Source organism: Fructobacillus pseudoficulneus, assembly GCF_900108455.1.
Classification (GTDB): domain Bacteria; phylum Bacillota; class Bacilli; order Lactobacillales; family Lactobacillaceae; genus Fructobacillus; species Fructobacillus pseudoficulneus.
This window is the reverse complement of record NZ_FNWS01000006.1, coordinates 1-21176: the sequence shown is the minus strand read 5'-3', so window position 1 is coordinate 21176 and position 21176 is coordinate 1. Positions and strand designations below refer to the sequence as shown.

Below are 21176 nucleotides of genomic sequence, written 5' to 3'. Positions count from 1 at the left end.
TGGTGGTGCTAACAAGTTGTTATACCACCAGCCGCTGTCGTTAAAGTGAGATTTTGAAATGACGCAAGAAAACAGTTCCCCATACGAAACATTTGCTGGTCTTTATGATCAGTTATTTGACGCCGACTTGTACCAGGGTTGGCTTTCTTTTGTGAAAAAACGTTTGCCTGCTGGTAAAATCTTGGACCTAGGTGGTGGAGCAGGCCGGTTAGCCGTTTTGCTGGCTCAAAAGGGCTATCAGGTCGATTTACTGGATTTGTCACCGGCAATGCTCGCACTCGCCCAAAAGCACGCCGAAGAGAGTCAAGTTGACTTGCGGCTGCTTGAAGCTGATATCCGTGACTTTTCTGATTGGGAAGAACGTTATCCGGCGATTGTTTCTTTTGCGGATACCTTTAACTATTTACCGGGGAAGGTTGATTTTGAAGCAGGTCTCCAACAAGCCTATGAGCACTTAGAGGAGGGTGGGACCTTCCTCTTTGATGTGATTACCCCGTACCAAGTCAACGTTTTGTATGATAATTATTGCTACAATAACGATGACAACCCGGACCAAATTTTTATGTGGACGAGTTTTCCTGGTGACGAAAAAAATTCGGTCGACCACGATTTGAAATTTTTCTTGTACAACGAAGACATCGACGCCTTTAATTTGGTTCGAGAAGTGCACCACGAGCAGACCTATGATCTGGCCTATTACCAGAAGGCCTTAAAGCGAGCCGGCTTTACGAACATTCAAGTCAGTGCTGATTTTGGTAAAAAGGAAGCTGGCAGTGAAGACGACCGCTGGTTCTTTTCAGCGCAAAAAGGAGAAAAGTAATGAAAGCAGTTGGTATTATTGCTGAATATAATCCTTTTCATAATGGCCATGCCTACCACATTGCCCAGGCTAAAAAAATCACCGGAGCCGATTTAGCGGTGGTGGTGATGTCTGGTAACTTTGTCCAGCGTGGCGAACCAGCTATCCTGGATAAGTGGGAGCGGACCGATTTAGCCCTGCAAGCCGGTGCTGATTTGGTGGTAGAATTACCAGTCTTTTATGCTGTTCAACCTGGGCATTTATTTGCTGCAGGGGCAGTCGAGATTTTGCAAGCTCTTGGGGTTCAAGACCTAGTCTTTGGCTCAGAACATCCAGACGTTGACTTTATGGACCTAGCCAAGCAGGCCCAAGCGATTGAAAGTGAAGGGCAGTTTACTGACCGGACCCAGACCTTTGCTTCGGCCTACGCCCAGCAATTAGAAGAAAAAACCGGCTTTACATTGGAAGATCCGAATGATATTTTGGCCTTCTCGTATGCTAAGGCGGTTTTGCAAAGTGGTAAAGAAATGGCTTTGCATCCAATTGGCCGCTTGCAAGCTGGTTACCATGACCAAACTTTTGCCGATGACCAAGAGATTGCTTCAGCATCTTCAATTCGGTTGGCGCTGCATAAGGGTAAGTTTGATAAAATTAAAAACGTTGTGCCCGAAGCAACCTGGTCCGCTTTGACAACTAAGCCCAATACCTTAGACTTTGAAAAGCCGTTTTTTGAACTATTACGTTATCGCTTGCTGACAGATACGGTCGGTCAATTAGGCCAGGTTTATCAAATGGCCGAAGGCTTGGAACACCGCCTGGCGGGGGTTGCTGCAGCGGTTGAGGGACCACAGTCCTATCAATCGTTCATCAAGTCCGTCAAGACAAAGCGGTACACATTTGCCAGAATCCAACGGACATTGTTGTACACGGTCTTAAATATTAAGGTGGATCAAATGCAAGCCGCCATGGCTGATTCTTATATTCGCCTGCTTGGCTTTAACGACTTAGGCCAGGCCTACTTGAGTGCAGTCAAGCGCCAGGCACGATTGCCGATTATTTCGCGGGTTGATACCGGCCTAGCGAAGGCGAACCTGCGCCTTGACTATAAGGCGGGGCAAATTTGGCAGCTGTTGTCTGGACAAAGTCAGGTTAAGGTTGGTCAAGACCTTGGACGCAAGCCAATTTATCGACAAGAAGGAGAGTAAATGATGAAATACGCAAAGCAGCAATTAATAAAGTATCGCCAAAGTCCACTGCTGGTTGATCAAGATTTAGATTTACAAAATTTGATTGATGAGCGTTTTTCTGATTTAATTATTAATGCTCGTCTTGTCCATGTTCAGGGAACAATTCGGATGCTAGCAAACGAAGAAATCGTGATGGCAGTAACGGTGAAGGCTGATTTAACTTTACCATCATCGCGGTCACTAGAACCGGTCGATTGGTCAACTGAGGTTCAAATTCATGAAACTTATGTGACAACAGCAGAAGAATTGTCTAAGTTTGAAGAGGACGAGGCAGTTTTTGTCTTGGAAAATGATAGCCTTGACATTGACCAGGTAGTCCTGGATAATATTATCGCTGTGCTACCAAGCCAAATTCTGACGGCTGCTGAAGAAGAAGGCGAAAGCCTACCTGCCGGTAAAGACTGGCAGGTTATCTCTGAAGCGGACTTTGCCGTTCAGCAAGATGAGAGTCAAGAAGATGCTGCTAAAGAGGAGAAAACTCTAGATCCGCGTCTCTCCAAATTGGATGACTTTTTTAAATAATGAGAAAATTAGACGTTTATGGTAGAATAAAATTAAAACTTATTCATTTTTGTTCGACGACCCCTGAGTTGTTGAGCATACAGGGACGTCGTGAGGGAAATATATGAGTCGAATTTTAATTGTAGAAGATGAAGAAAACCTAGCTAAGTTTGTCAGTTTAGAACTAAAGCACGAAGGTTATGATGTGGAAACGGTGTTGAATGGACGCGAAGGATTGGAAAAGTCTTTGGATGAAGACTTTGACTTGATTTTGCTTGATTTGATGCTGCCAGAATTAAATGGTTTTGAAGTTGCGCGTCGGTTGCGCGAAAATAAAAAGACGCCAATAATTATGATGACGGCCCGTGACTCTGTCATTGATCGAGTATCCGGTTTGGATTATGGTGCCGATGATTATGTCGTGAAGCCATTTGCCATTGAAGAATTGTTGGCCCGTGTGCGCTCGCTTTTGCGTCGAATTGATATTGAACAAAATCCAGCAGACAAGTCACCATCCATTATTCGTTTCAAGAACTTACAGCTTGAAAAGGAAAACCGGATTGCCCGTCGTGATGATCAGGTGATTAACTTGACCAAGCGTGAATATGACTTGTTGTTGCTCTTAGTTGAAAATATCAACGTTGTGCAGTCACGAGAAAAGTTACTGAAAGAAGTTTGGGGCTTTGACACGCAAATTGAAACGAACGTTGTCGATGTTTATATTCGATACTTGCGTAATAAGCTAGACGACCCAGAGTCTAAGACTTCTTACATTCAAACAGTTCGTGGAACTGGCTATGTCATGCGGAGCTAAGATGACGGAATCAAAGCAAAAACAAAAAAAGAACTCACCGGAATTATCAATACAGACAATCTTGACGCTGGCATTGACGGTGGGTTTTTTGCTCCTTTTATCGGTGATTTTATTTAGTTTAAAGACGATTGTGGGCATCCATATTCAAGACGCTGTGCTGGAAGATATTAGCCACTGGTGGCTCCTATTAATCCTAGTAACTCTTTTTTGGACTGTCTTTTTAGCTTGGTTTTTGGCGCAGTTGCTGGTGCGACCGGTCAAAAATTTACAAAAGACGATGTTAGCCTTTGAAGAAGATCCATTGACAGACAGTCGGGTGACGCCGGTTGCCTATAACAAGGAGTTAAACGATTTAGGCCAGGTACAAAATTATACAATGGACAAGGTCCAGGGACTAATTCATTCCCAACAAGACTTTGTCTCGGACGTTTCGCACGAATTGCGGACACCGGTTGCCATTGTGAAGGGGCACTTGGAATTGCTAAATCGGTGGGGGAAAGATGATCCAGAGGTCTTAGAGGATTCGATTACTTCATCACTGTCAGAAATTCGGCGAATGGAAACTTTGGTCAACGAAATGTTGGTTCTCACTCGGGCTGAAAATTTGACGGTCGATGCCCAACCCGAAGAGACCGAGGTAACTCCAATTTTGGAACGGGTTTACCATGATTTGCAGATGGTTCACCCCGACTTTTCATGGACCTTGGACAATGCCTTGGATTCGAGTGCGATGGTGGGTGTTCGATCAGATCATTTGGAGCAACTATTAATCATTTTGATTGATAATGCCTTAAAATATTCGACTAGTCGAAAAGAAATTCACCTAGCCTTGGCTTTGGCCGGCGGTTGGGTTGAAATTGGTGTTCAGGACTTTGGGCAAGGAATTGCCGCTGAGGACCTAGACCGAGTCTTTGATCGCTTTTACCGTGTGGACAAGGCCAGAGTTCACCAAACTGGTGGAAATGGTTTGGGTCTAAGTATTGTGAAAAAAATGGTGGCGGCCTATGGTGGTCAGGTTCAAGTCGAATCAGCGCTGGGATCGGGTTCTGTTTTCCGTTTGCGTTTCCCATTAATTAAAGAAGAAAATAACCAGTAAGCGCCTTGCTTGTCTGGTTTTTTGCTTTCTTTTGCTAAAGAAGGGCTTTTTACAGCTATTCTTGTTATAATGGATGAGATTAACTAATAAAAAGAGGATTATTTTCATGAAATCAGCAAAGCGGACATTCACAATTTTGTTTGTCCTGTTAGATATTTACTTAATGACTGGTGGCTATGGGGTTCATGGCCGGATGTACCGATTTGTTTCAACACCGATTGCCCATATCTTGACGGAATTAGCAAAGGCAATTGGTGGGGTCAACGCAATTGGTTGGGCCATCATTATTTTGACGGCGATTATTCGTTTGATTTTGTTGCCAATCTTTATTAACCAGCAAAAGAACACAACGATTTCATCTTTGAAGATGCAAAAGTTGCGACCAGAGTTGGAAAAGGTTCAAGCAGCTGTTAAGAATGCTAAGACTAGTCAAGAACAGCAGGCCGCCTCAATGGCTTCAATGTCTTTGTACCGTGAAAACGGAGTCTCATTGACTGGTGGAATTTCATGGTTGACCATGGCCATTCAATTGCCAATCTTTTCTGGCTTGTACTTAGCAATACAACATGCCAATGGTTTGCGAACAGCAACATTCTTCGGTATGGCTTTGTCAAAGCCACAAATTTTGCTATCGGCAGCCGTTTTCGTGATTTATGCTTTCCAGGCTTACTTGTCAATTTTGCACATGCCTGAAGAACAAAAGAAAACAAGTGCGCAAATGCTTTGGATTTCACCAGTAATGATTGCCGGAATTACTTTGATTTCTTCTGGTGCCTTGGGCTTGTATTTCTTGGTTGGTGGTTTAAGTGTTGTGATTCAAGCGTTGACCATCCACTTTATGCACCCTAAGTTACTTGCACATGTTGAAGAAAGCTTTACAATTAAACGTGGGGCCGATGATTTATTGAAACAGTCAGCGCCTACTGGTTTTGGTCAAGACCAAAATCGAGTACGACCAGAAGATTTGCGCCCACGGGATGTAACGGATGACGATACGACAAGTCAGACGCCCGCAAAGCGTAATGCCGGTAAGCAACAGCGCCGGAACAAAGATTAATTAAAGGACGACAAATGGAACGGATTCTTTCCAAACAAAACGCAAAGGTCAAGGCCTGGGCAAAGTTGGCGACTAAAAAGGGCCGCCAAGAACAAAAGACATATTTATTAGATGGTTGGCACCTAGTGGAAGAAGCCATCAAAGCAAATGCCAAATTCCATGCCATCATGGCAACGGAAGAACAAATGGAAGCACATTTGCCAGATGTACCACACGGTGTACCCGCTTTTGAAATTTCAAAGGAAGTTGCTGCGCATATCGCCGGTTCAAAGACACCACAGGGAATCTTTGCCGAAGTGACTTTGCCTGAAAAGACTTTTGACCCAGCCTATGTTCATGATGGTTTGTGGTTGTTCTTGGATGCCATTCAAGATCCAGGTAACGTTGGGACTTTGATCCGAACGGCCGATGCCGCCGGTTTCAAGGGTGTGGTCTTGGGACAGGATACCGCTGATGCATATGCACCAAAGGTTGTTCGGGCCATGCAAGGTTCACACTTCCATTTGGAAGTTTTGCAAGGCGACTTAAATGACTGGATTGATGCCTTCGAGCAAAATGACTTGCCTGTCTATGGTTCAGAATTGAATGAAGCAGCTAAGCCTTACCAAGACATTCACGGTTTGTCAGCCGGTGCTTTGATTGTGGGAAACGAAGGCCAGGGCTTGAACCCAGACTTGGCAGCTAAGACGACGGCCAATTTGTACATTCCAATTCTTGGATCAGCCGAATCACTTAACGTGGCGGTTGCGGGTGGAATCTTGATGTTCCGTCTTAGTCTTGGAAATTAAGCAGATATCTGCTATACTAATCCTATGAATAGCGAGTGGAGGCGGTCTTTGTGGCTAATATTCTAACCATCCTTTTGCTGGTTGTCGGTTTTCTGCTAATTGTGACAGTCATGATGCAACCAAGCAAACAACAAGATGCTTTGTCAGCCTTGTCTGGTGGAGCAGCAGATTTATTTACCGAGCGTAAGTCACGCGGTTTCGAAGCCGTATTGCGTCGGTCAACAGCAATTTTGGGAGCCATCTGGTTCATTATTGCTTTGGCTTTGATGTACATTGCCGCTCATTAATTGAAAGGTCAGTTTACTTTTTTGTAGACTGATTTTTTATTTACCTTTTTTAGGAGAAAATTTTAGAATCAATGGAAATCAAACAGTTAAAAGAACAAATTACAGGATTTTTGCGTGCTAACCAGGGTCAGGGCTTCACCGCCCAGAATTTGGCCGATGGCTTGCGCTTAAATGATGCAGCGGGTTACCGTCAGGTTGTCAGCGTGTTAGAGGGCATGGTTGATGCTAAGTCCGCTAAAAAAGAAGGCGACACCTATCAATTCCAAAACCAGAGTGGGGAAGTCATCGGTGAATTTAAGGCCAACGATAAGGGTTTTGGTTTCGTCCGCTATGATGACGTTTTGCCAGATTATTTTATTGCCCCAGACAATACTGGTCAAGCGATGCAAGGGGATGCCGTGCGCGTTTCCACCGTTAAGCCCGCTCAGTCCGAAGACCGTGGCCCTGAAGGAAAAGTGGAAGAAATTATTGAACACGCCTACCAACGGTTGGTCGGTGTCTTTACTTCTGGTTCACAGCAAAAAGGAATTCTTGGCCAAATTCGTTTGAACGACAAAAAGGCCGGTTCGTACCAGGTGTTGGTCTCTCAGGCGTCCGCTGATTTGGAATTGCATGATGGCCAGGTGGTGGTGGCAGATGTTGCCCGTTTTGCTGATAAAGTGAATCCAAAGCAATTATTGGTTAAGGTGACGCAGATTTTGGGTTATGAAAACGAACCCGGCATGGATATCATGCAAATCGTTGAGAATAAGAAGGTACCAAATTATTTCCCTGATGAAGTGATGGCCGAAGCTGATGCGATTCCAAATGAAGTCCAACCAGAAGAATGGCAGGGCCGTGTTGACGCAACGGACCAACCACTGGTAACGATTGATGGTGCCGACACCAAGGATATCGATGATGCCGTCGTTGTTTGGAAAAAGGATAATGGCAATTATCATCTCGGTGTTCACATTGCCGACGTTTCCCACTATGTTCGTCCGGGCTCTGCAATCGATAAGGAAGCCTATAACCGTGGCACCTCTGTTTATTTGACGGACCGCGTCATTCCGATGCTGCCACAAAAGTTGTCAAACGGGATTGCTTCTTTGAATCCCGATGTGGTTCGCTTGGCGATGTCAGTTGAAATGGAAATCGATTCGCAAGGGCGAATAGTCAAGCACGATATCCACCAATCTGTGATTAAGTCGCATGCTCGGATGACTTACACGGCCGTTAATGAAATTTTGGCTGGTAAAGAAGATACCCGCGCTCAGTACGAAGGCTTAGTGCCGATGTTTGAGGAAATGGGCGAATTGCACCAAATCCTTTACAAGATGCGGTCACGCCGTGGGGCAATTGAATTTGATACCCCAGAAGCATCGATTGTGGTCGACCAAGACGGTAAGGCCATTGATGTGGTCGTCCGTGAACGTGGCACTGCCGAACGCATGATTGAATCCTTCATGTTGGCTGCTAACGAGACGATTGCTGAGCACTATGACCGTCTTAAGGTCCCATTCTTGTACCGGATTCACGAAGTGCCGGATGAAGACCGTGCCCAGTCATTCTTTGAATTTGCTAAGACGTTAGGTTATCCCGTTCAAGGTGATCCAGCCAAGGTGACACCAATGATGTTGCAAGGCTTGATGGAACGCGTCAAGGATGACCCAGCCGAGCAAATGATTTCGACAATGATGTTACGGGCCATGAAACAGGCCAAGTATTCACCAGACCCAATGGGACACTTTGGTCTGGGGGCTGATTACTATACTCACTTTACATCACCAATCCGTCGTTACCCTGATTTGACGGTTCACCGCTTGATTAAGTGGTATGCCGCCAATGGTACTGGTGTCGAAGCACAGGAAAAGTATGCTTCACACTTGGGCCAAATTGGTGAAGACACTTCAACGCGCGAACGTCGAGCCATTGATACAGAGCGTCTGGTTGACGCGATGAAGAAGGCCGAATACATGGAAGACAAGGTCGGCCAAGAATTTGACGGGGTGGTCAATGCCGCCTTGAAGTTTGGTCTCTTTGTTTCTTTGGAAAACACGGTTGAAGGCTTGGTTCACATTTCAAACTTGACGGATGACCATTACGAGTATGATGAAAAGCATGCCGCCTTGATTGGTCGGTCAAAGCACCATATTTTCCAAATTGGGCAAAAGGTCCGGGTCAAGGTTTTGCGGGCTAACAAGGAAGAATCAACAGTTGACTTCATTTTGTTAAACCCCAATGAGGCACCAACGACCGAAATTCGTGTGCCACAAAAGGACAACGGCAAATTTGGTCGTGGCCGCGGCCGTGGCAATGGGAACCGCCGTAATCAGGGGCGTTCTGATAAAGGCCAAGGGGGCAAGTCTGATGGCCAACGTGGTGATGCTAACCGCTCTAAGCGCCATGGTGGCCAGGGTCAGAGTAAATCTCATGCCGGAAGTCAATCAGGTCAGGCCAAACGGTCTAATCAAGGCCAGGCAGGCAAACGTCCTAGTCAGGGACCAAAGCAGGGTGGACAACACCAATTTAAGGTCAAGCAGCGACCATCTTAAGCTGTTAGCCTAAGAAAGGGGGCCGCATGGCAAAAAAGAAAACAACGCAAGATCCTGCCTTAGCGCAAAATCGCAAAGCGCGTTTTAATTATGCTATCGAAGACACCCTGGAGGCCGGGGTCGTCTTGACTGGAACCGAAATTAAGTCTGTTCGGGCCGGTCAAATTACGATTGGCGATGGTTTTGTTACCATTAACGGTGGTCAGGCAATCTTGACGAATGTGCATATTGCCCCATATGAAAATGGGAACCAGTTCAATGTTGACCCATTGCGCAACCGGGTTTTGCTCTTGCATAAAAAGCAAATCGTCCGGCTGGCAGTTGAGGCCAAAGAGGCTGGTGTGACGATTGTGCCCCTGAAAGTCTACCTAAAGCACGGCTTTGCCAAGGTGCTTTTGGGAATTGGACGAGGGAAAAAGCAATATGATAAGCGCCAATCGATTAAAAAACGTGATCAAGAACGCGATTTAAACCGCCGTTTTAAGAATTAACGTTAAATTTAAAAAGTTTTGTTCTTCGGAACAAAACTTTTTTTATGTGCTAGAAGCTGAAGAAAAAAGATATTAGCCATTTGTAGCTTTTTTATTTAAAAAAACAAAAATTTGACATATTGTTTTCTAATTGACCCAAAGCCAGTTTTTGTCTATACTAGAAATGTGAATTGTCAACAATTCACAATGCTGAAAGGAAGAAAATACGATGGGTATGATTATTATTTCAGCGTTCTTTGCTTTAGTAATCGGTTTAGCTGGTGGCTATTTAACGAAGCGTATCTTAGATAAGATTCGCTTAGATAGCGCTAAACAGGTTGCAGCAAACATTTTAAAACAAGCAAATGATGAAGCCAAAAGTATTAAGCGGGCTGCAGAAGTCGATGCAAAAGACATCGCGCAGAAGTATCGCCATGATGTTGAACAGTCTTTGACTGGTCGCCAACAAAAAGTCGATGCACAAGAAGCGCGTTTGCAAGACCGAATTGATACTTTGGATAAAAAAGACGCAACTCTGAATCAACGTGATGCTTCTTTGATTCAAAAAGAAAATCAGGTTCAGGAACACTTAGCGGATGCTGAGCAAAAGTCCGAAGCAGCCAATCAAGCATTGGTTGCTCAGGAAACGAAGCTTCAAGAAATTGCCGAATTAACTAAAGAACAGGCCAAGGAAGTGATTTTGACTGAGTCAAAGGCTCAGTTGGATCGCGAACGGGCTGCGTTAATTCAAGAATACGAAGTTGATGCTAAGAGTGAAGGGGAACGCCGGGCTCGAAACCTGGTGGTGGAAGCCATTCAGCGTTCTGCTGCTGATACTGTGTCCGATGTGACTGTATCGGTGGTCAACCTACCTGGTGAAGAGATGAAGGGCCGAATTATTGGACGTGAAGGTCGTAATATTCGGACATTAGAAGCTTTGACTGGAATCGATTTGATTATCGATGATACACCAGAATCAGTGGTTCTATCAGGATTTGATCCGCTTCGTCGCCAAATTGCTAAAAATGCTTTGGAAGCTTTGATTGCTGATGGTCGGATTAATCCGGCAAAGATTGAAGAAGCTGTTGAAAAGGCCCGCCGCCAAATGGACGAAAATATTCGTCAAAAGGGTGAAGAAGCGGTCTTTGAATTAGGATTACGTGGTTTGCACCCTGACTTAATTAAGTTGGTTGGTCGGATGAACTATCGTACATCTTATGGACAAAATGTCTTACAACACTCAATTGAAGTGGCCAAAATCACTGGTTTGATGGCGGCTGAATTTAAAATGGATGTTGCGCTGGCAAAGCGCGCTGGTCTCTTGCACGATATTGGTAAGGCAGTTGATGCAGAAGTCGAAGGTTCACACGTTGAACTGGGTGTTCGCATCGCTGAAAAGTACCAAGAAAAGCCGGTGATTGTAAATGCTATTGCCGCCCACCACGGTGATACAGAAGCCATTTCACCATTGGCTGACTTGGTTGCGGCGGCGGATGCAATTTCTGCTGCTCGCCCAGGCGCTCGATCAGAATCTTTGGAAAACTATGTTCAACGATTGACTGATTTGGAAAACATTGCGGATGGTTACCGCGGTGTCAAGTCGGCCTATGCTATTCAAGCAGGCCGTGAAGTGCGCGTTATCGTGGAACCGGCACAGGTAACGGATATTCAAGCAACAGTTTTGGCCCATGATATTAAGGCTGAAGTTGAAGAAAAGTTGGAATACCCAGGACATGTGAAGGTGACGGTTGTTCGTGAGACACGAGCCGTCGATTACGCTCGTTAAAAAAGTCCCCTCTGGGGGCTTTTTCATTTGGAATCTGTGGAAAACCTGACTTAAAGGCTAAAGTTTGCTACAATGAAGTACAAATTACTGTTGCAGCATAATCGGGAGGAATATATGACCGTTGGAGAAATTTCGTTACTAATTTTTGCCTTAGCTTTCTTGCTATTGGTCGTCTTTATTGGCATCTTTTTATTGCGTTTGACGCGGTCGGTCACTGTCTTAACCGACGATATTGATACGCTGACGCGGTCATCAAATGAGGTTTTAGCCAATACCAATATTCTTTTAGATGATGTGAATGATAAGTTGGCGACACTGGATGTGACTGTGCAAACGGCAGCCGAACTATCTGAGACAGTTTCTGATTTGAATTCTTCTGTGCGCAAGGCCTCAACCAATCTTTCGGGCTTGGGAACATTGTCAAAGGCGGGGGCGACCTTTGCGTTGACTCGTTTCTTGAACTTGTTTGGTAAAAAAGATAAAAAATAAATGAAAGGAGGTCTATCTATGTCAAAATCATCAAAGGGTGTTGTCGCAGGTTTTTTGTTTGCGATGGGCGCTACCGCTGCCTATAAGTTGATGCAATCAAATGAGCGTCAAGAAGAGGTGAAGGTGCGTATTCGAGCAGGTAAGGACCAGGCAAAGGAAATTACAGAGCGCCTACAGCAAGCGTTGTCACCTTATTTGGAAAAGGCTAAGTCAACCTTGGACGAGAAAAAAGCTGATTTAGCCAATCAGGTAGTCGACCAAGAAGAAAATAGTCGAGAAGATATTGAATTAAAAGCAGCAGACTTATCAGTAACGGATGATAAGTGAGCTTACTAAAAAAACACTGATGGGATTGAAACCATCAGTGTTTTTTACTCATTAATTTGATCAAAGTTTCGCCAATTTTTCGGCCTTTTGCGTATTGGCGAAGTGCAGTTTAGCAAAGTGGCGCAGGTTGGCCTTTTCTTTGATTAGTTTGGCTGCGACGCGGTCGGTTTCCTTGCCGGCACCAATTGGTAGGGTCATACCGGCCTCTTGACTGAGGTGCTCCATCGACTGCAATTCAACGTAGCGAGCCAAAATCGAGGCAGCCGCCACCGCTAGGTGGAAGGATTCACCCTTAGTCGTAAAGTAAACGTTTTGCTCAACAATCTTACTTTGTCGATTTTTTTTCAAATAGCGAAAGTAAGACGAAGGGGCCACAAATTGATCAATCAGAAAGCCATCCGGTTGAGTTGGCTGTATCTTTTCTAGGACGGTTTGCAAGACAAAGTTATGGGATAAAGCCTTCATGGCGACGATGTTTTCCCCTTTTTCCTGCAATTCGTTGTACTTTTCGGGCATCAGATTGACGACATGGTGGGGGAGGCGGTCAATAATTTGCGGTGCAATTTTTAGCATCTTTTCGTCCGTGAGGGTCTTGGAGTCGGCAATCCCAAGACTCTTTACCCAGGCCAGCTCCTCCTTGGGAACATAGACGGCCGCCGTGGTTAAGGGACCAAAATAAGCACCGGCACCAACTTCGTCTGAGCCAATCACACTCCAGTTGGCAAAACCAGCGGGAAGGTTTTCCCCCGGCTTGGCTTTACCGGCCTTAGCGGCTTTGGTAGATGGAGACTTACTTGCTAATTTAGATTGGTTGGTCGTGGTGGGTGTTGTTGGCCCTTGAGCCAAAGCCTGCCAGCGAGCAGCCTCTGTTTCCGCTTCTTGTCCCTGAAACATGACTTTACCGGATCGATAGGCCGTAATAGTCACCCCGTTAACTGCTGCACGGAAAATGCCGCCAGCTGGTGTCGGACTCACTAAACTATTTTGATAGTATTGCCGGCACTTTTTGATGGCATCATTGGGTAAGCTGATTACGCTTTGCATTGGGACCTACTTTCTACTAGCAAATAACGATTTGAATGTCTTAATTATAGCAGTTTTTAATGCTATAATTGACGTTATTGAGTACGAGAAATTGCGCATTTGTTCAAGGAGAGAGCTGCTGTATGTGCAAGTTAATAGGAGCAGTTTCATGATTTTAACGTTAATTTTTCTGGTCTTTTTGCTGTTAATGGTCTGGTCAGGCTATAGTGAAGGCTTAGTCCATGTTTTGGCCCGCTTAGCTGTTTGGGCATTGGTCTTTTATATGGCAACTGTTCTTTCAAAGCCATTAGCCGAACTCTTCTCCAGTTGGGTATCCGGACAATTTGCCCGGCCAGGTGTGCCGCAAACCGTTTCGCGTGAAGGAACACAGTTTTTGTCTTCGGGATTGGCCTTTACGGTGGTCATGATGGTTGGTTCGATGATTGGCCATTTCTTGTTGCGCCCAATTCGTTTTGTTCGCCGCTTACCTTTCTTAGGTCGGCTCGATGGTTTGCTGGGTGGATTGGTTTTTTTGGCAATCGGCGTGGTCGTTTCGTTCTTTGTTTTGCAGGTACTGTCAGTCTTACCAAACGCCTGGCTCCAAATGCAATTTAGTCAAAGCCAATTTTTGAATCAATTCTTGGATTCTACCCCTGTACTGTCGAATCAGATTTATCAGTGGTGGCTGTAAACATTAGAGGAATTTGTTTAGGATGAATAAAAAAGTCTTACAAACATTAGAATATGACAAGGTGAAAGACCAGCTCTATCCCTTTATCCAAACGGAACAGGGAAAACGCCTGGTGGCAGACTTGATGCCTTCATCTGATTTTGATCAGGTCTCAACGTGGTTGCAAGAAACCAATGAGGCTGTTTTAATTGACCGCTTAAAGGGTGGCCTGATTTTACCGGCTCTAGTTGACATTAAGGACCAAGTTCGTCGGTTGGAAATTCAAGCCAGCCTGAATGGTAGTGAAATTGTTAGCTTGGCCCAGGTTTTGACGGCCACGGCGGCCATTGCTCATTTTTTTGAAAAGATGCAAGATGATGACCTGGCGGGGTCGATTGACTTGTTGAATGCGCGGGTGGAAAACTTGACGCTTTTGCCGGAGTTAACGACAACCGTGCAACGGTCGATTGATGAAACTGGCCAAATTTTAGACGCGGCTTCATCAACGTTAGCCAGCATTCGGCGCCGGATGGTTGGCCATGAAAATGCTATTCGCCAAAAGCTTCAGTCCTATACTCGGGGCAAGTCGGCTCAGTATTTGTCGGAGGCAATCGTCACGAAGCGGGCGGACCGCTACGTTTTGCCTGTTAAGGCGGAATACCGTCACCAAATTCCTGGTGTTGTTTACGATCAAAGTCAAAGTGGGCAGACTTACTATATCGAACCCCAGGTCGTCGTCGAAATGGCGAACCAGTGGTCTGAACTACACGTTCAGGCGCTGGCTGAAGAGGACCGCATTCTAGCGGATCTTTCAGCGCGCTTAGCCGAGCATAGTGAAGACTTGCTTACCAATGCGCTGATTCTTGGACAATTAGACTTCATCAACGCCAAGGCGCGTCTGGCTAAGAGCCAAAACGCCCAGGCACCAGCGCTATCAAAGGACCGGTCGGTTAATTTACAACAGGCCTGGCACCCGTTGATTGGCGAACAAAAAGCAGTTAAAAATGATATTGCCCTCGGATTGGATTATCAAACCTTGATTATCACCGGCCCCAATACGGGTGGTAAAACAATTACGATTAAGACCCTGGGGCTGTTACAGTTGCTGGCCCAGTCTGGCCTTTTTATCACGACGGGGCGTCCCTCAACGGTAGCGGTTTTTGATCAAATCTTTGCCGATATTGGGGATGAACAGTCAATTGAACAGAACTTATCCACATTTTCATCGCACATGGCCAATATTAAAAATATTTTGGCCGAAACAAATGACCAATCTCTGGTGATTTTTGATGAATTGGGTGCGGGGACTGACCCACAAGAGGGTGCTGCACTGGCAATGGCTATTTTAGACCGGGCACGGTCTTTGCAGGCTAAGACGATTGCCACAACTCACTATCCTGAATTAAAGCTATACGGTTACGACCGAGACCAGACAGAAAATGCGTCAATGGTCTTTGATGTGGAAACCTTGAAACCCACTTATCAGCTCTTGATTGGTGTACCGGGGCAATCAAATGCTTTGGCGATTGCTAAGCGTTTAGGTTTTGACGATGAATTGTTGGCAGATGCCCAATCGATGGTTAATCCAGAAGATCAAAACCTGAATCGGATGATTCAAGACTTGGTCGACCAGCGCCAGTTGGTTAAAACTGAGCGGGCTGATTTGGCCGATAAGACTAAGCAAGTTGAACAAGAATCGGCTGACCTGTCCGAAAAGACTTTAAAACTGGAACAAAGCCAAGCCAAAGTGATGTTGGATGCCAAAAATGAGGCCAACCACTTGGTGGCCAAAACTCGCAAAGAAGCAGAGCAGCTCATTGCCACAATCCGCAAGGAACGTTTGGCTGGTGGCCAAACGGCTAACTTGTCCGAACAGGATTTGCAAAAGCAAAAACAAGCGATTGCGGCTTTGCACCAAACGGATCACTTAGAGAAAAACAAAATTTTGCAAAAGGCCAAAAAGGCGAAGACGCTGTCGGCTGGGGATGAAGTGGTGGTTCAGTCGTATAACCAGCAGGGAACCTTGGTCAAGAAACACAAAAATGGCCAGTGGGAAGTTCAACTTGGTATCTTAAAGATGCTGGTGGACGAAGACGACTTGGTTAAAACCGAAGCCACGGCCAAGGCCCAAAAAGAAAAGCAAAAGCAGCACAAGCAAAAGGTCGCAAAGACTGTTCATAACACTTCGTCAACGGGGCGCGTTCAAGCAAAGTTGGATTTGCGTGGTGTTCGTTATGAAGCGGCGATTGTTGACTTGGACCGTTACTTAGATACGGTGGTCTTAGCGAACCTTTCCTCCGTTGAAATCATTCACGGTAAGGGAACCGGGGCACTCCGGAAGGGTGTGACCGACTTTTTGCGGTCAGACCGTCGGGTAAAGGAATTTCACTTTGCTTCAGCAAATGCTGGTGGGGATGGGGCAACCATCGTCACCTTGCGCTAAGTGTTAAAATATAATTATTCATACGTATAAAACGTCAAATAAAGGGAGAACAGATGTCAGAAGAAAAGTATCCGGCTGGCGAATTTTTATCAGCACTTTTTCTATATGCTCATGACTTTAACTACAACCACTTGGTCTTTGAGGCGAACCGCTTTAAGGTCTCAGTGAACTTGGTTCGTCGGTCAAATACCTATGGAAATGCCGAGTTATTCTATGCCTCTGCTGATCCAAAGAGCTTCGCTCCCGTCATGTCAGCCATCAATCAGGCAATTGAAATTGCTGAATTGGAGGGAGACCGTCAGGCGAAGGTTATGACGCCGGATTTGGAACGTGGTGAACAAATTTTTCAGTTTAAACTACGGGAATTTGGCCACGGCCGTTACCAATTAGACTTGAGTATTTAAGGGGATTATTGTGAAACAAGGAAAATCAGCCCAAATTAAGGCGATGAAGCATCGCAATCAGCAGCACAAGTATAAGGAAAACAAGAAGTTGCCACCCTTTGACTATAATGAGTTTGCTGGCTTCTTGCGGGCCCGGTTCTTTTTGACAAAACGTCAGGCCTACCAACCGGAAGTCTTTGAAGTGGCTTCCTTTTTCCTGGATGACTTGATTGCCACCATGGTGCAGCAAAACTTCTCGGCCTTTACGAGCGATGAACGAGTGATTGTGAACCTAAACGAGGCAATGCAAGCCACTTTAGTTCAATCAACTGACCGCGATTGGCGCTATTTCATCTTGCTGATGCCTGTTTTGTACGATATTCAAGCTTTCTTAGCCAAAGAAGGACAGGTTTCACCAAGATATGGCGTTAAGACAACGAAATTTGATGTAAATTTCTGGCGAATGATTATTCGAACGGTGCTAGCGGTTAACTACTTCCGTTTCCAAGGTCAGGATGTTGCCAAGTTGATGGCCGAGTCATCGGCAATTGATGATTTGCAATTCAAGTTCTTGAGCCAAAATGGGGATGATGATGACTTCGATTTGGCAACGATTCAAGAAGTCTATCGTGGCTTAACCATTACGATGCCAGAATTGAAGGCAGCGGATGCCAAGCCATTGGTAGACAAGCTCTCGGCAGAGGAAATTCAGGACGAAGTTGACTTTGGTCAGCGAATGGTGGAAACCTTCGAAAAGACATCGACTGCCGGTGTCGTTTCCAAGCAAGAAATGGCCATGCTTGAATCATTGCATCGTGGCTTAGCTGAAAAGTTTAATGCCAGTCATCGCGACTGGACGGCGAACATGTTGGCTAGCTTTGTCAAAGATGACTTGTTTGACTACTGGCAGCCCGAATGGGATTCATTGGATGGCCTAGGTGGTGAAATTAGTCGTTACGTGCAGTTTTTGTCAGATAAAAAAGCCATCGATGATGGCCGTAAGATTCAACGCGGTCTCGAAGGACTTGATCATTACCTTGATATCGCTGCAGTTAATACACTATTGGGACAATTATCAGTCAAAGCAGTTGAAAAATTATTGCAGTCTGAAAAATAAGGACAAAAAAACGGTTGGCTTAGCCAACCGTTTTTTATTGATGCTTATGAAAATGAGATGTGCCGCAACAAATCTGGCATTAACTGGTGAAGCTGCTTACTCTTTTGATCTTGAATCAATAAGATACCAGCAGGGGTCTGAGATAAGACACCGTAAAAGTCTTGAATGTTTTCTTGATCGAAACCAAAATTCATTTGAACCTTAACGGGTTGTCCCATGTTAATGGCTAATTCTAAGCGATTGATCAACTCTGTGCTGCTTTGTTGGTGTTCTAAGGGCACCACAGCAAAGTGTCGACGCAAGCGGGCTAGTACCTGCTTGCCTTGCTTAAAGATTTGATTGTAATTTGGTCGGCTTTCAAGGTTAACTTGCATGTGACCGCCTCCTCTTTATCTGTTGACTTTAGTATACGAACAAATGTTTGGAAATGCAAGGGGTTTTGATGTTTAAATTTTTATTAAGGTGGTGATAAACCTTTATATAACAGCGTTTATTGTGGATTTTTTATGAGGCGAACAGACATTCTTAAAGGGCGAACAAAGCCAAACAAAGTATTTTGCCTAAGGCAGAGGTGAGAGCGGGTGCTGATTGATTTCATGCGAATTTTCTGGTAAACTACTGCTATTAGTAGATTGTATGTAAAGAGGAAGATTATGACACAACGTGGTTTGTTAATCGTCCTTTCTGGCCCTTCTGGTGTTGGAAAAGGAACTGTGCGTAAGGCAATTTTTGAAGATGATGGTGTAGACTTTCGCTACTCCATTTCAGCAACTACTCGGAAGCCCCGAGTTGGTGAAGTAGACGGTCAGGATTATTTCTTCGTAACGCGTGAACAGTTTGAAGAAAAGATTCAGGCCGGTGATATGCTTGAATATGCCGAATACGTTGGTAACTACTACGGGACTCCTCGTTCATTTATCGATGAAACCCTTGCTTCTGGTCGCGATGTCTTCTTGGAAATTGATGTTCAAGGAGCTTTGCAGGTTAAAACCAAGATGCCAGAAGGGGTTTATATTTTCTTGACCCCACCTGACATTAAGAACTTGCGTTCTCGTTTGGAAGGCCGGGGTACTGATTCTCCTGAAGTGATTGACCAACGGGTTGAAGCCGCTAAGGATGAATTGAAAAAAATGATTAATTATAACTATGCCGTTGAAAATGATATTGTGGAACGGGCTGTTGACCGGATCAAGGCAATTATTACTGCCGAACGGCTCAAGGTTAGCCGCGTTTTTGATCAAATTGCGGAATAAAGGAGTAGCAAATGTTATTATATCCATCTGTTGATAAGTTGTTGGAACGCGTTGATTCACGTTACAAGTTAATTGCTTTGGCCTCAAAGCGCGCTCGTGAATTGGATGCTGGTTTGCCAGCTACACGTGTGAAGTTTAATTCTAACAAGTCAGTAGGACAGGCTTTAGAAGAAATCGAAGCTGGGGACGTTGTCATTAACCCGGTTGTCCAAGACGAAGGGGAATAAGATGGCTGACTTTCCACAGTTGCACTTGGCTGATGCAACGGCTCAAGCAACTTTGAAGACCAACCGTGGTGATATTGATCTTGTGTTCTTTGCGGACCAAGCACCAAAGACTGTTGAAAATTTCTTGACTCATGCTAAAGAGGGATACTACGATGGTGTTGTTTTTCACCGTGTCATTCCTGATTTCATGATTCAAGGTGGTGACCCTGAAGGGACTGGCCGTGGCGGGGAAAGTATCTGGGGTAAGCCATTTGAAGACGAATTTTCAGATGACTTATTCAACTTGCGTGGGGCCCTTTCAATGGCCAATGCTGGACCAGCTACAAATGGTTCACAGTTCTTTATTGTCCAGGCCAGTCATTTTCCTGGACAAATGAAGTCAGCGATTGCTGACTTGCCAGAAGAAGTGCAAGCCGCTTACCAAGAAAATGGTGGGACACCTTGGCTTGATGGCAAGCACACTGTTTTTGGACATGTGGTTGCTGGGATGGATGTTGTTGACCAAATTGCTCAGGCAGAGGCTGACTATACTGACCGTCCGGTTGATGATATTGTGATTGAAAAAGTTGTCCTTCACTAAAAGTGAAGGACGCTTTTTGCTATAATGGGCTTGAATAGGAGACAAAACATGGATTATCGTATTGGACAACTAGTAACTGGGACGGTTACTGGTATCCAACCTTACGGTGGCTTCGTCAAGTTAGACGAGGAAACGCAGGGGTTGGTTCATATTTCCGAATTTAAATCTGGTATTGTGAAGGATTTACACGGTGAATTAAAAGTTGGCGACAAGGTTCAAGTGATCATTTTGGATATTGACCAGTACAGTGGCAAAATATCACTATCATTACGGCAAGTTGGAATTATGTCTTTAAAAGATACACCGATTATTAAGAATACCAACATTAAGAAGCATTTTTGGACGAATTACCATTTGGATTACGGTTTTGAACCGATTGCCTTGGCTTTGCCAGGTTGGGTTGAGGAAGCAAAAAAACGAATTGGTTGAGGTGACAAGATGACAATGATAGCAGCGACGGTTATCGCCTATGAAGATAACATCCCATATTTTTTAGTGCATCAAAAGGCAAAGCAAAATCAATTTTGGGCAGTTAAAGTCCATCATCATGAGACCAAAACCTCGATGGGGACAATTTTAGATGAGTTTGCTGCCATTGGCGTCAAAAACTTTGATGATTGGCGCTTGGGTGAGCTGACGACTGTTAAGGCAAATGGTCATAATGAAGCGCTCTATTCATTTCAGGTGCCGGATTATCATGCTTTGGAAAAAGAGTTACCAAAAGAATTAGTCTTTAAAAGTGCGGATGAACTCCGTGATTTAATGATGACAATACAGCCGCGGACGTTTATATCATTTGATGATGAATAAAAGAACGGACGATAGGTGCTGTATTAAAACCAATGTTCGGATAATAAGGCAAAGAAAAGGGCGAAAGTGATATTCTTTCGCCCTTTTATAATTCTTCTAAAAAAGTGCAAAATGTTGTTGACGACACACCTTCAGGGCGCTATACTAGTTATTGTTCGTTACGAAGCGAAGGTGCTTCTAACGAGGAGCTGGGGTCTGGCAACAGGAACCGGACAACAAAAAGTTTTCCAAAAAGTCATTGACAAGCGTTGATGATTCAGGTAAACTAAATGAGTTGCCCTAACAAGGCATCGCACATTGAAAACTGAACAAAACTTTGAACAAACAAATCTGTAACGGTGGCTACTTGGTAAGTAGTCACAAACAAATTTGCGAAGTCAATTCGTAACAAACAATAAACGGATAGGCGTTATCGAGAGATAATAACTAGTCAGTTTAATCGAAGAGCAATCTTCAAACTTTTAACATGAGAGTT

Annotated in this window: 24 protein-coding genes; 22 read left to right on the top strand and 2 right to left on the bottom strand. The window is 44.7% G+C overall.

Annotated features, from left to right (window positions below; translation table 11 throughout):
• Nucleotides 1-58 precede the first annotated feature (58 nt).
• The 13 genes from BLW39_RS05495 (at nt 59) to BLW39_RS05435 (ending at nt 12195) form a co-directional block, all read left to right on the top strand.
• Nucleotides 59-820: a class I SAM-dependent DNA methyltransferase gene (locus tag BLW39_RS05495; protein ID WP_074717827.1), complete on the top strand. Its 762-nt coding sequence runs from the start codon at nt 59-61 to the stop codon at nt 818-820.
• Nucleotides 820-2004: a nucleotidyltransferase gene (locus BLW39_RS05490; protein WP_059378201.1), complete on the top strand. Its 1185-nt coding sequence runs from the start codon at nt 820-822 to the stop codon at nt 2002-2004. The genes BLW39_RS05495 and BLW39_RS05490 overlap by 1 nt, the downstream gene beginning before the upstream one ends.
• Nucleotides 2005-2568: a YceD family protein gene (locus BLW39_RS05485; protein WP_244267949.1), complete on the top strand. Its 564-nt coding sequence runs from the start codon at nt 2005-2007 to the stop codon at nt 2566-2568.
• 103 nt (nt 2569-2671) lie between these two features.
• Complete coding sequence (locus BLW39_RS05480; RefSeq protein WP_059378203.1) at nt 2672-3361, top strand: response regulator transcription factor; 690 nt, start codon at nt 2672-2674, stop codon at nt 3359-3361.
• The gene (locus BLW39_RS05475) at nt 3345-4457 is read left to right on the top strand and encodes a sensor histidine kinase (RefSeq protein WP_244267948.1); all 1113 of its coding nucleotides are present in this window, start codon (nt 3345-3347) and stop codon (nt 4455-4457) included. The genes BLW39_RS05480 and BLW39_RS05475 overlap by 17 nt, the downstream gene beginning before the upstream one ends.
• Nucleotides 4458-4563: 106 nt before the next feature.
• Nucleotides 4564-5514, top strand: coding sequence for a membrane protein insertase YidC (yidC, locus tag BLW39_RS05470; RefSeq protein WP_059378210.1), 951 nt, complete (start codon nt 4564-4566; stop codon nt 5512-5514).
• 14 nt (nt 5515-5528) lie between these two features.
• Nucleotides 5529-6302, top strand: coding sequence for a TrmH family RNA methyltransferase (locus tag BLW39_RS05465; protein ID WP_059378212.1), 774 nt, complete (start codon nt 5529-5531; stop codon nt 6300-6302).
• A 50-nt stretch (nt 6303-6352) separates the two neighbouring features.
• The gene (secG, locus tag BLW39_RS05460) at nt 6353-6589 is read left to right on the top strand and encodes a preprotein translocase subunit SecG (protein ID WP_059378215.1); all 237 of its coding nucleotides are present in this window, start codon (nt 6353-6355) and stop codon (nt 6587-6589) included.
• A 71-nt stretch (nt 6590-6660) separates the two neighbouring features.
• Nucleotides 6661-9123: a ribonuclease R gene (rnr, locus tag BLW39_RS05455; RefSeq protein WP_059378217.1), complete on the top strand. Its 2463-nt coding sequence runs from the start codon at nt 6661-6663 to the stop codon at nt 9121-9123.
• 26 nt (nt 9124-9149) lie between these two features.
• Nucleotides 9150-9614: an SsrA-binding protein SmpB gene (gene smpB / locus BLW39_RS05450; protein WP_059378220.1), complete on the top strand. Its 465-nt coding sequence runs from the start codon at nt 9150-9152 to the stop codon at nt 9612-9614.
• Nucleotides 9615-9822: 208 nt separating this feature from the next.
• On the top strand, nt 9823-11379 hold the full coding sequence (gene rny, locus BLW39_RS05445; protein WP_059378221.1) for a ribonuclease Y: 1557 nt from the start codon (nt 9823-9825) through the stop codon (nt 11377-11379).
• A 114-nt stretch (nt 11380-11493) separates the two neighbouring features.
• Nucleotides 11494-11868 (top strand): DUF948 domain-containing protein, encoded by a 375-nt coding sequence (locus BLW39_RS05440; protein WP_059378223.1) that lies wholly within the window; start codon nt 11494-11496, stop codon nt 11866-11868.
• A gap of 18 nt (nt 11869-11886) precedes the next feature.
• Nucleotides 11887-12195 (top strand): hypothetical protein, encoded by a 309-nt coding sequence (locus tag BLW39_RS05435; protein WP_059378225.1) that lies wholly within the window; start codon nt 11887-11889, stop codon nt 12193-12195.
• A gap of 60 nt (nt 12196-12255) precedes the next feature.
• On the opposite strand, the gene rnhC is transcribed toward BLW39_RS05435, so the two are convergent.
• A complete protein-coding gene (rnhC, locus tag BLW39_RS05430; protein WP_059378227.1) occupies nt 12256-13239 on the bottom strand; it encodes a ribonuclease HIII in 984 nt (327 codons plus the stop codon).
• A 148-nt stretch (nt 13240-13387) separates the two neighbouring features.
• Here rnhC and BLW39_RS05425 point away from each other — a divergent pair, with 148 nt between their 5' ends.
• The 4 genes from BLW39_RS05425 to BLW39_RS05410 are packed head-to-tail and all read left to right on the top strand — an operon-like array spanning nt 13388 to nt 17831.
• Entirely contained in the window at nt 13388-13909 is a 522-nt protein-coding gene (locus BLW39_RS05425; RefSeq protein ID WP_059378229.1) for a CvpA family protein, read from the top strand.
• Nucleotides 13910-13931: 22 nt separating this feature from the next.
• Nucleotides 13932-16331: an endonuclease MutS2 gene (locus BLW39_RS05420; protein WP_059378231.1), complete on the top strand. Its 2400-nt coding sequence runs from the start codon at nt 13932-13934 to the stop codon at nt 16329-16331.
• A gap of 53 nt (nt 16332-16384) precedes the next feature.
• Nucleotides 16385-16735 (top strand): hypothetical protein, encoded by a 351-nt coding sequence (locus tag BLW39_RS05415; RefSeq protein ID WP_059378233.1) that lies wholly within the window; start codon nt 16385-16387, stop codon nt 16733-16735.
• Between the two features lie 10 nt (nt 16736-16745).
• Nucleotides 16746-17831 carry a hypothetical protein gene (locus BLW39_RS05410; protein WP_059378235.1) on the top strand — a complete coding sequence of 362 codons (1086 nt, stop codon included), beginning with the start codon at nt 16746-16748 and terminating at the stop codon, nt 17829-17831.
• A 44-nt stretch (nt 17832-17875) separates the two neighbouring features.
• Here the strand turns inward: BLW39_RS05410 and BLW39_RS05405 are convergent, their stop codons facing one another.
• Nucleotides 17876-18205 (bottom strand): hypothetical protein, encoded by a 330-nt coding sequence (locus BLW39_RS05405; protein WP_059378236.1) that lies wholly within the window; start codon nt 18203-18205, stop codon nt 17876-17878.
• A gap of 279 nt (nt 18206-18484) precedes the next feature.
• Between BLW39_RS05405 and gmk the strand changes: the two genes are divergently transcribed.
• From gmk to BLW39_RS05380, 5 genes are read left to right on the top strand one after another with little or no spacing between them, the layout of a single operon-like run.
• On the top strand, nt 18485-19084 hold the full coding sequence (gmk, locus tag BLW39_RS05400; RefSeq protein ID WP_059378238.1) for a guanylate kinase: 600 nt from the start codon (nt 18485-18487) through the stop codon (nt 19082-19084).
• 11 nt (nt 19085-19095) lie between these two features.
• Nucleotides 19096-19311, top strand: a complete 216-nt coding sequence (rpoZ, locus tag BLW39_RS05395) for a DNA-directed RNA polymerase subunit omega (RefSeq protein WP_059378240.1) — start codon at nt 19096-19098, stop codon at nt 19309-19311.
• Nucleotide 19312: 1 nt separating this feature from the next.
• Nucleotides 19313-19891 carry a peptidylprolyl isomerase gene (locus tag BLW39_RS05390; RefSeq protein WP_059378242.1) on the top strand — a complete coding sequence of 193 codons (579 nt, stop codon included), beginning with the start codon at nt 19313-19315 and terminating at the stop codon, nt 19889-19891.
• A gap of 48 nt (nt 19892-19939) precedes the next feature.
• A complete protein-coding gene (locus tag BLW39_RS05385) occupies nt 19940-20320 on the top strand; it encodes a CvfD/Ygs/GSP13 family RNA-binding post-transcriptional regulator (RefSeq protein WP_059378243.1) in 381 nt (126 codons plus the stop codon).
• A gap of 9 nt (nt 20321-20329) precedes the next feature.
• Complete coding sequence (locus tag BLW39_RS05380) at nt 20330-20701, top strand: hypothetical protein (RefSeq protein WP_059378244.1); 372 nt, start codon at nt 20330-20332, stop codon at nt 20699-20701.
• Nucleotides 20702-21176: the final 475 nt, after the last annotated feature.

Bases quoted from the DNA above. Each gene is read 5' to 3' on its own strand.
- BLW39_RS05495 (WP_074717827.1), top strand. From the start codon at position 59: ATGACGCAAGAAAACAGTTCCCCATACGAAACATTTGCTGGTCTTTAT.
- BLW39_RS05490 (WP_059378201.1), top strand. From the start codon at position 820: ATGAAAGCAGTTGGTATTATTGCTGAATATAATCCTTTTCATAATGGC.
- BLW39_RS05485 (WP_244267949.1), top strand. From the start codon at position 2,005: ATGATGAAATACGCAAAGCAGCAATTAATAAAGTATCGCCAAAGTCCA.
- BLW39_RS05480 (WP_059378203.1), top strand. From the start codon at position 2,672: ATGAGTCGAATTTTAATTGTAGAAGATGAAGAAAACCTAGCTAAGTTT.
- BLW39_RS05475 (WP_244267948.1), top strand. From the start codon at position 3,345: ATGTCATGCGGAGCTAAGATGACGGAATCAAAGCAAAAACAAAAAAAG.
- yidC (WP_059378210.1), top strand. From the start codon at position 4,564: ATGAAATCAGCAAAGCGGACATTCACAATTTTGTTTGTCCTGTTAGAT.
- BLW39_RS05465 (WP_059378212.1), top strand. From the start codon at position 5,529: ATGGAACGGATTCTTTCCAAACAAAACGCAAAGGTCAAGGCCTGGGCA.
- rnr (WP_059378217.1), top strand. From the start codon at position 6,661: ATGGAAATCAAACAGTTAAAAGAACAAATTACAGGATTTTTGCGTGCT.
- smpB (WP_059378220.1), top strand. From the start codon at position 9,150: ATGGCAAAAAAGAAAACAACGCAAGATCCTGCCTTAGCGCAAAATCGC.
- rny (WP_059378221.1), top strand. From the start codon at position 9,823: ATGGGTATGATTATTATTTCAGCGTTCTTTGCTTTAGTAATCGGTTTA.
- BLW39_RS05440 (WP_059378223.1), top strand. From the start codon at position 11,494: ATGACCGTTGGAGAAATTTCGTTACTAATTTTTGCCTTAGCTTTCTTG.
- BLW39_RS05435 (WP_059378225.1), top strand. From the start codon at position 11,887: ATGTCAAAATCATCAAAGGGTGTTGTCGCAGGTTTTTTGTTTGCGATG.
- rnhC (WP_059378227.1), bottom strand. From the start codon at position 13,239: ATGCAAAGCGTAATCAGCTTACCCAATGATGCCATCAAAAAGTGCCGG.
- BLW39_RS05425 (WP_059378229.1), top strand. From the start codon at position 13,388: ATGATTTTAACGTTAATTTTTCTGGTCTTTTTGCTGTTAATGGTCTGG.
- BLW39_RS05420 (WP_059378231.1), top strand. From the start codon at position 13,932: ATGAATAAAAAAGTCTTACAAACATTAGAATATGACAAGGTGAAAGAC.
- BLW39_RS05415 (WP_059378233.1), top strand. From the start codon at position 16,385: ATGTCAGAAGAAAAGTATCCGGCTGGCGAATTTTTATCAGCACTTTTT.
- BLW39_RS05405 (WP_059378236.1), bottom strand. From the start codon at position 18,205: ATGCAAGTTAACCTTGAAAGCCGACCAAATTACAATCAAATCTTTAAG.
- gmk (WP_059378238.1), top strand. From the start codon at position 18,485: ATGACACAACGTGGTTTGTTAATCGTCCTTTCTGGCCCTTCTGGTGTT.
- rpoZ (WP_059378240.1), top strand. From the start codon at position 19,096: ATGTTATTATATCCATCTGTTGATAAGTTGTTGGAACGCGTTGATTCA.
- BLW39_RS05390 (WP_059378242.1), top strand. From the start codon at position 19,313: ATGGCTGACTTTCCACAGTTGCACTTGGCTGATGCAACGGCTCAAGCA.
- BLW39_RS05385 (WP_059378243.1), top strand. From the start codon at position 19,940: ATGGATTATCGTATTGGACAACTAGTAACTGGGACGGTTACTGGTATC.
- BLW39_RS05380 (WP_059378244.1), top strand. From the start codon at position 20,330: ATGACAATGATAGCAGCGACGGTTATCGCCTATGAAGATAACATCCCA.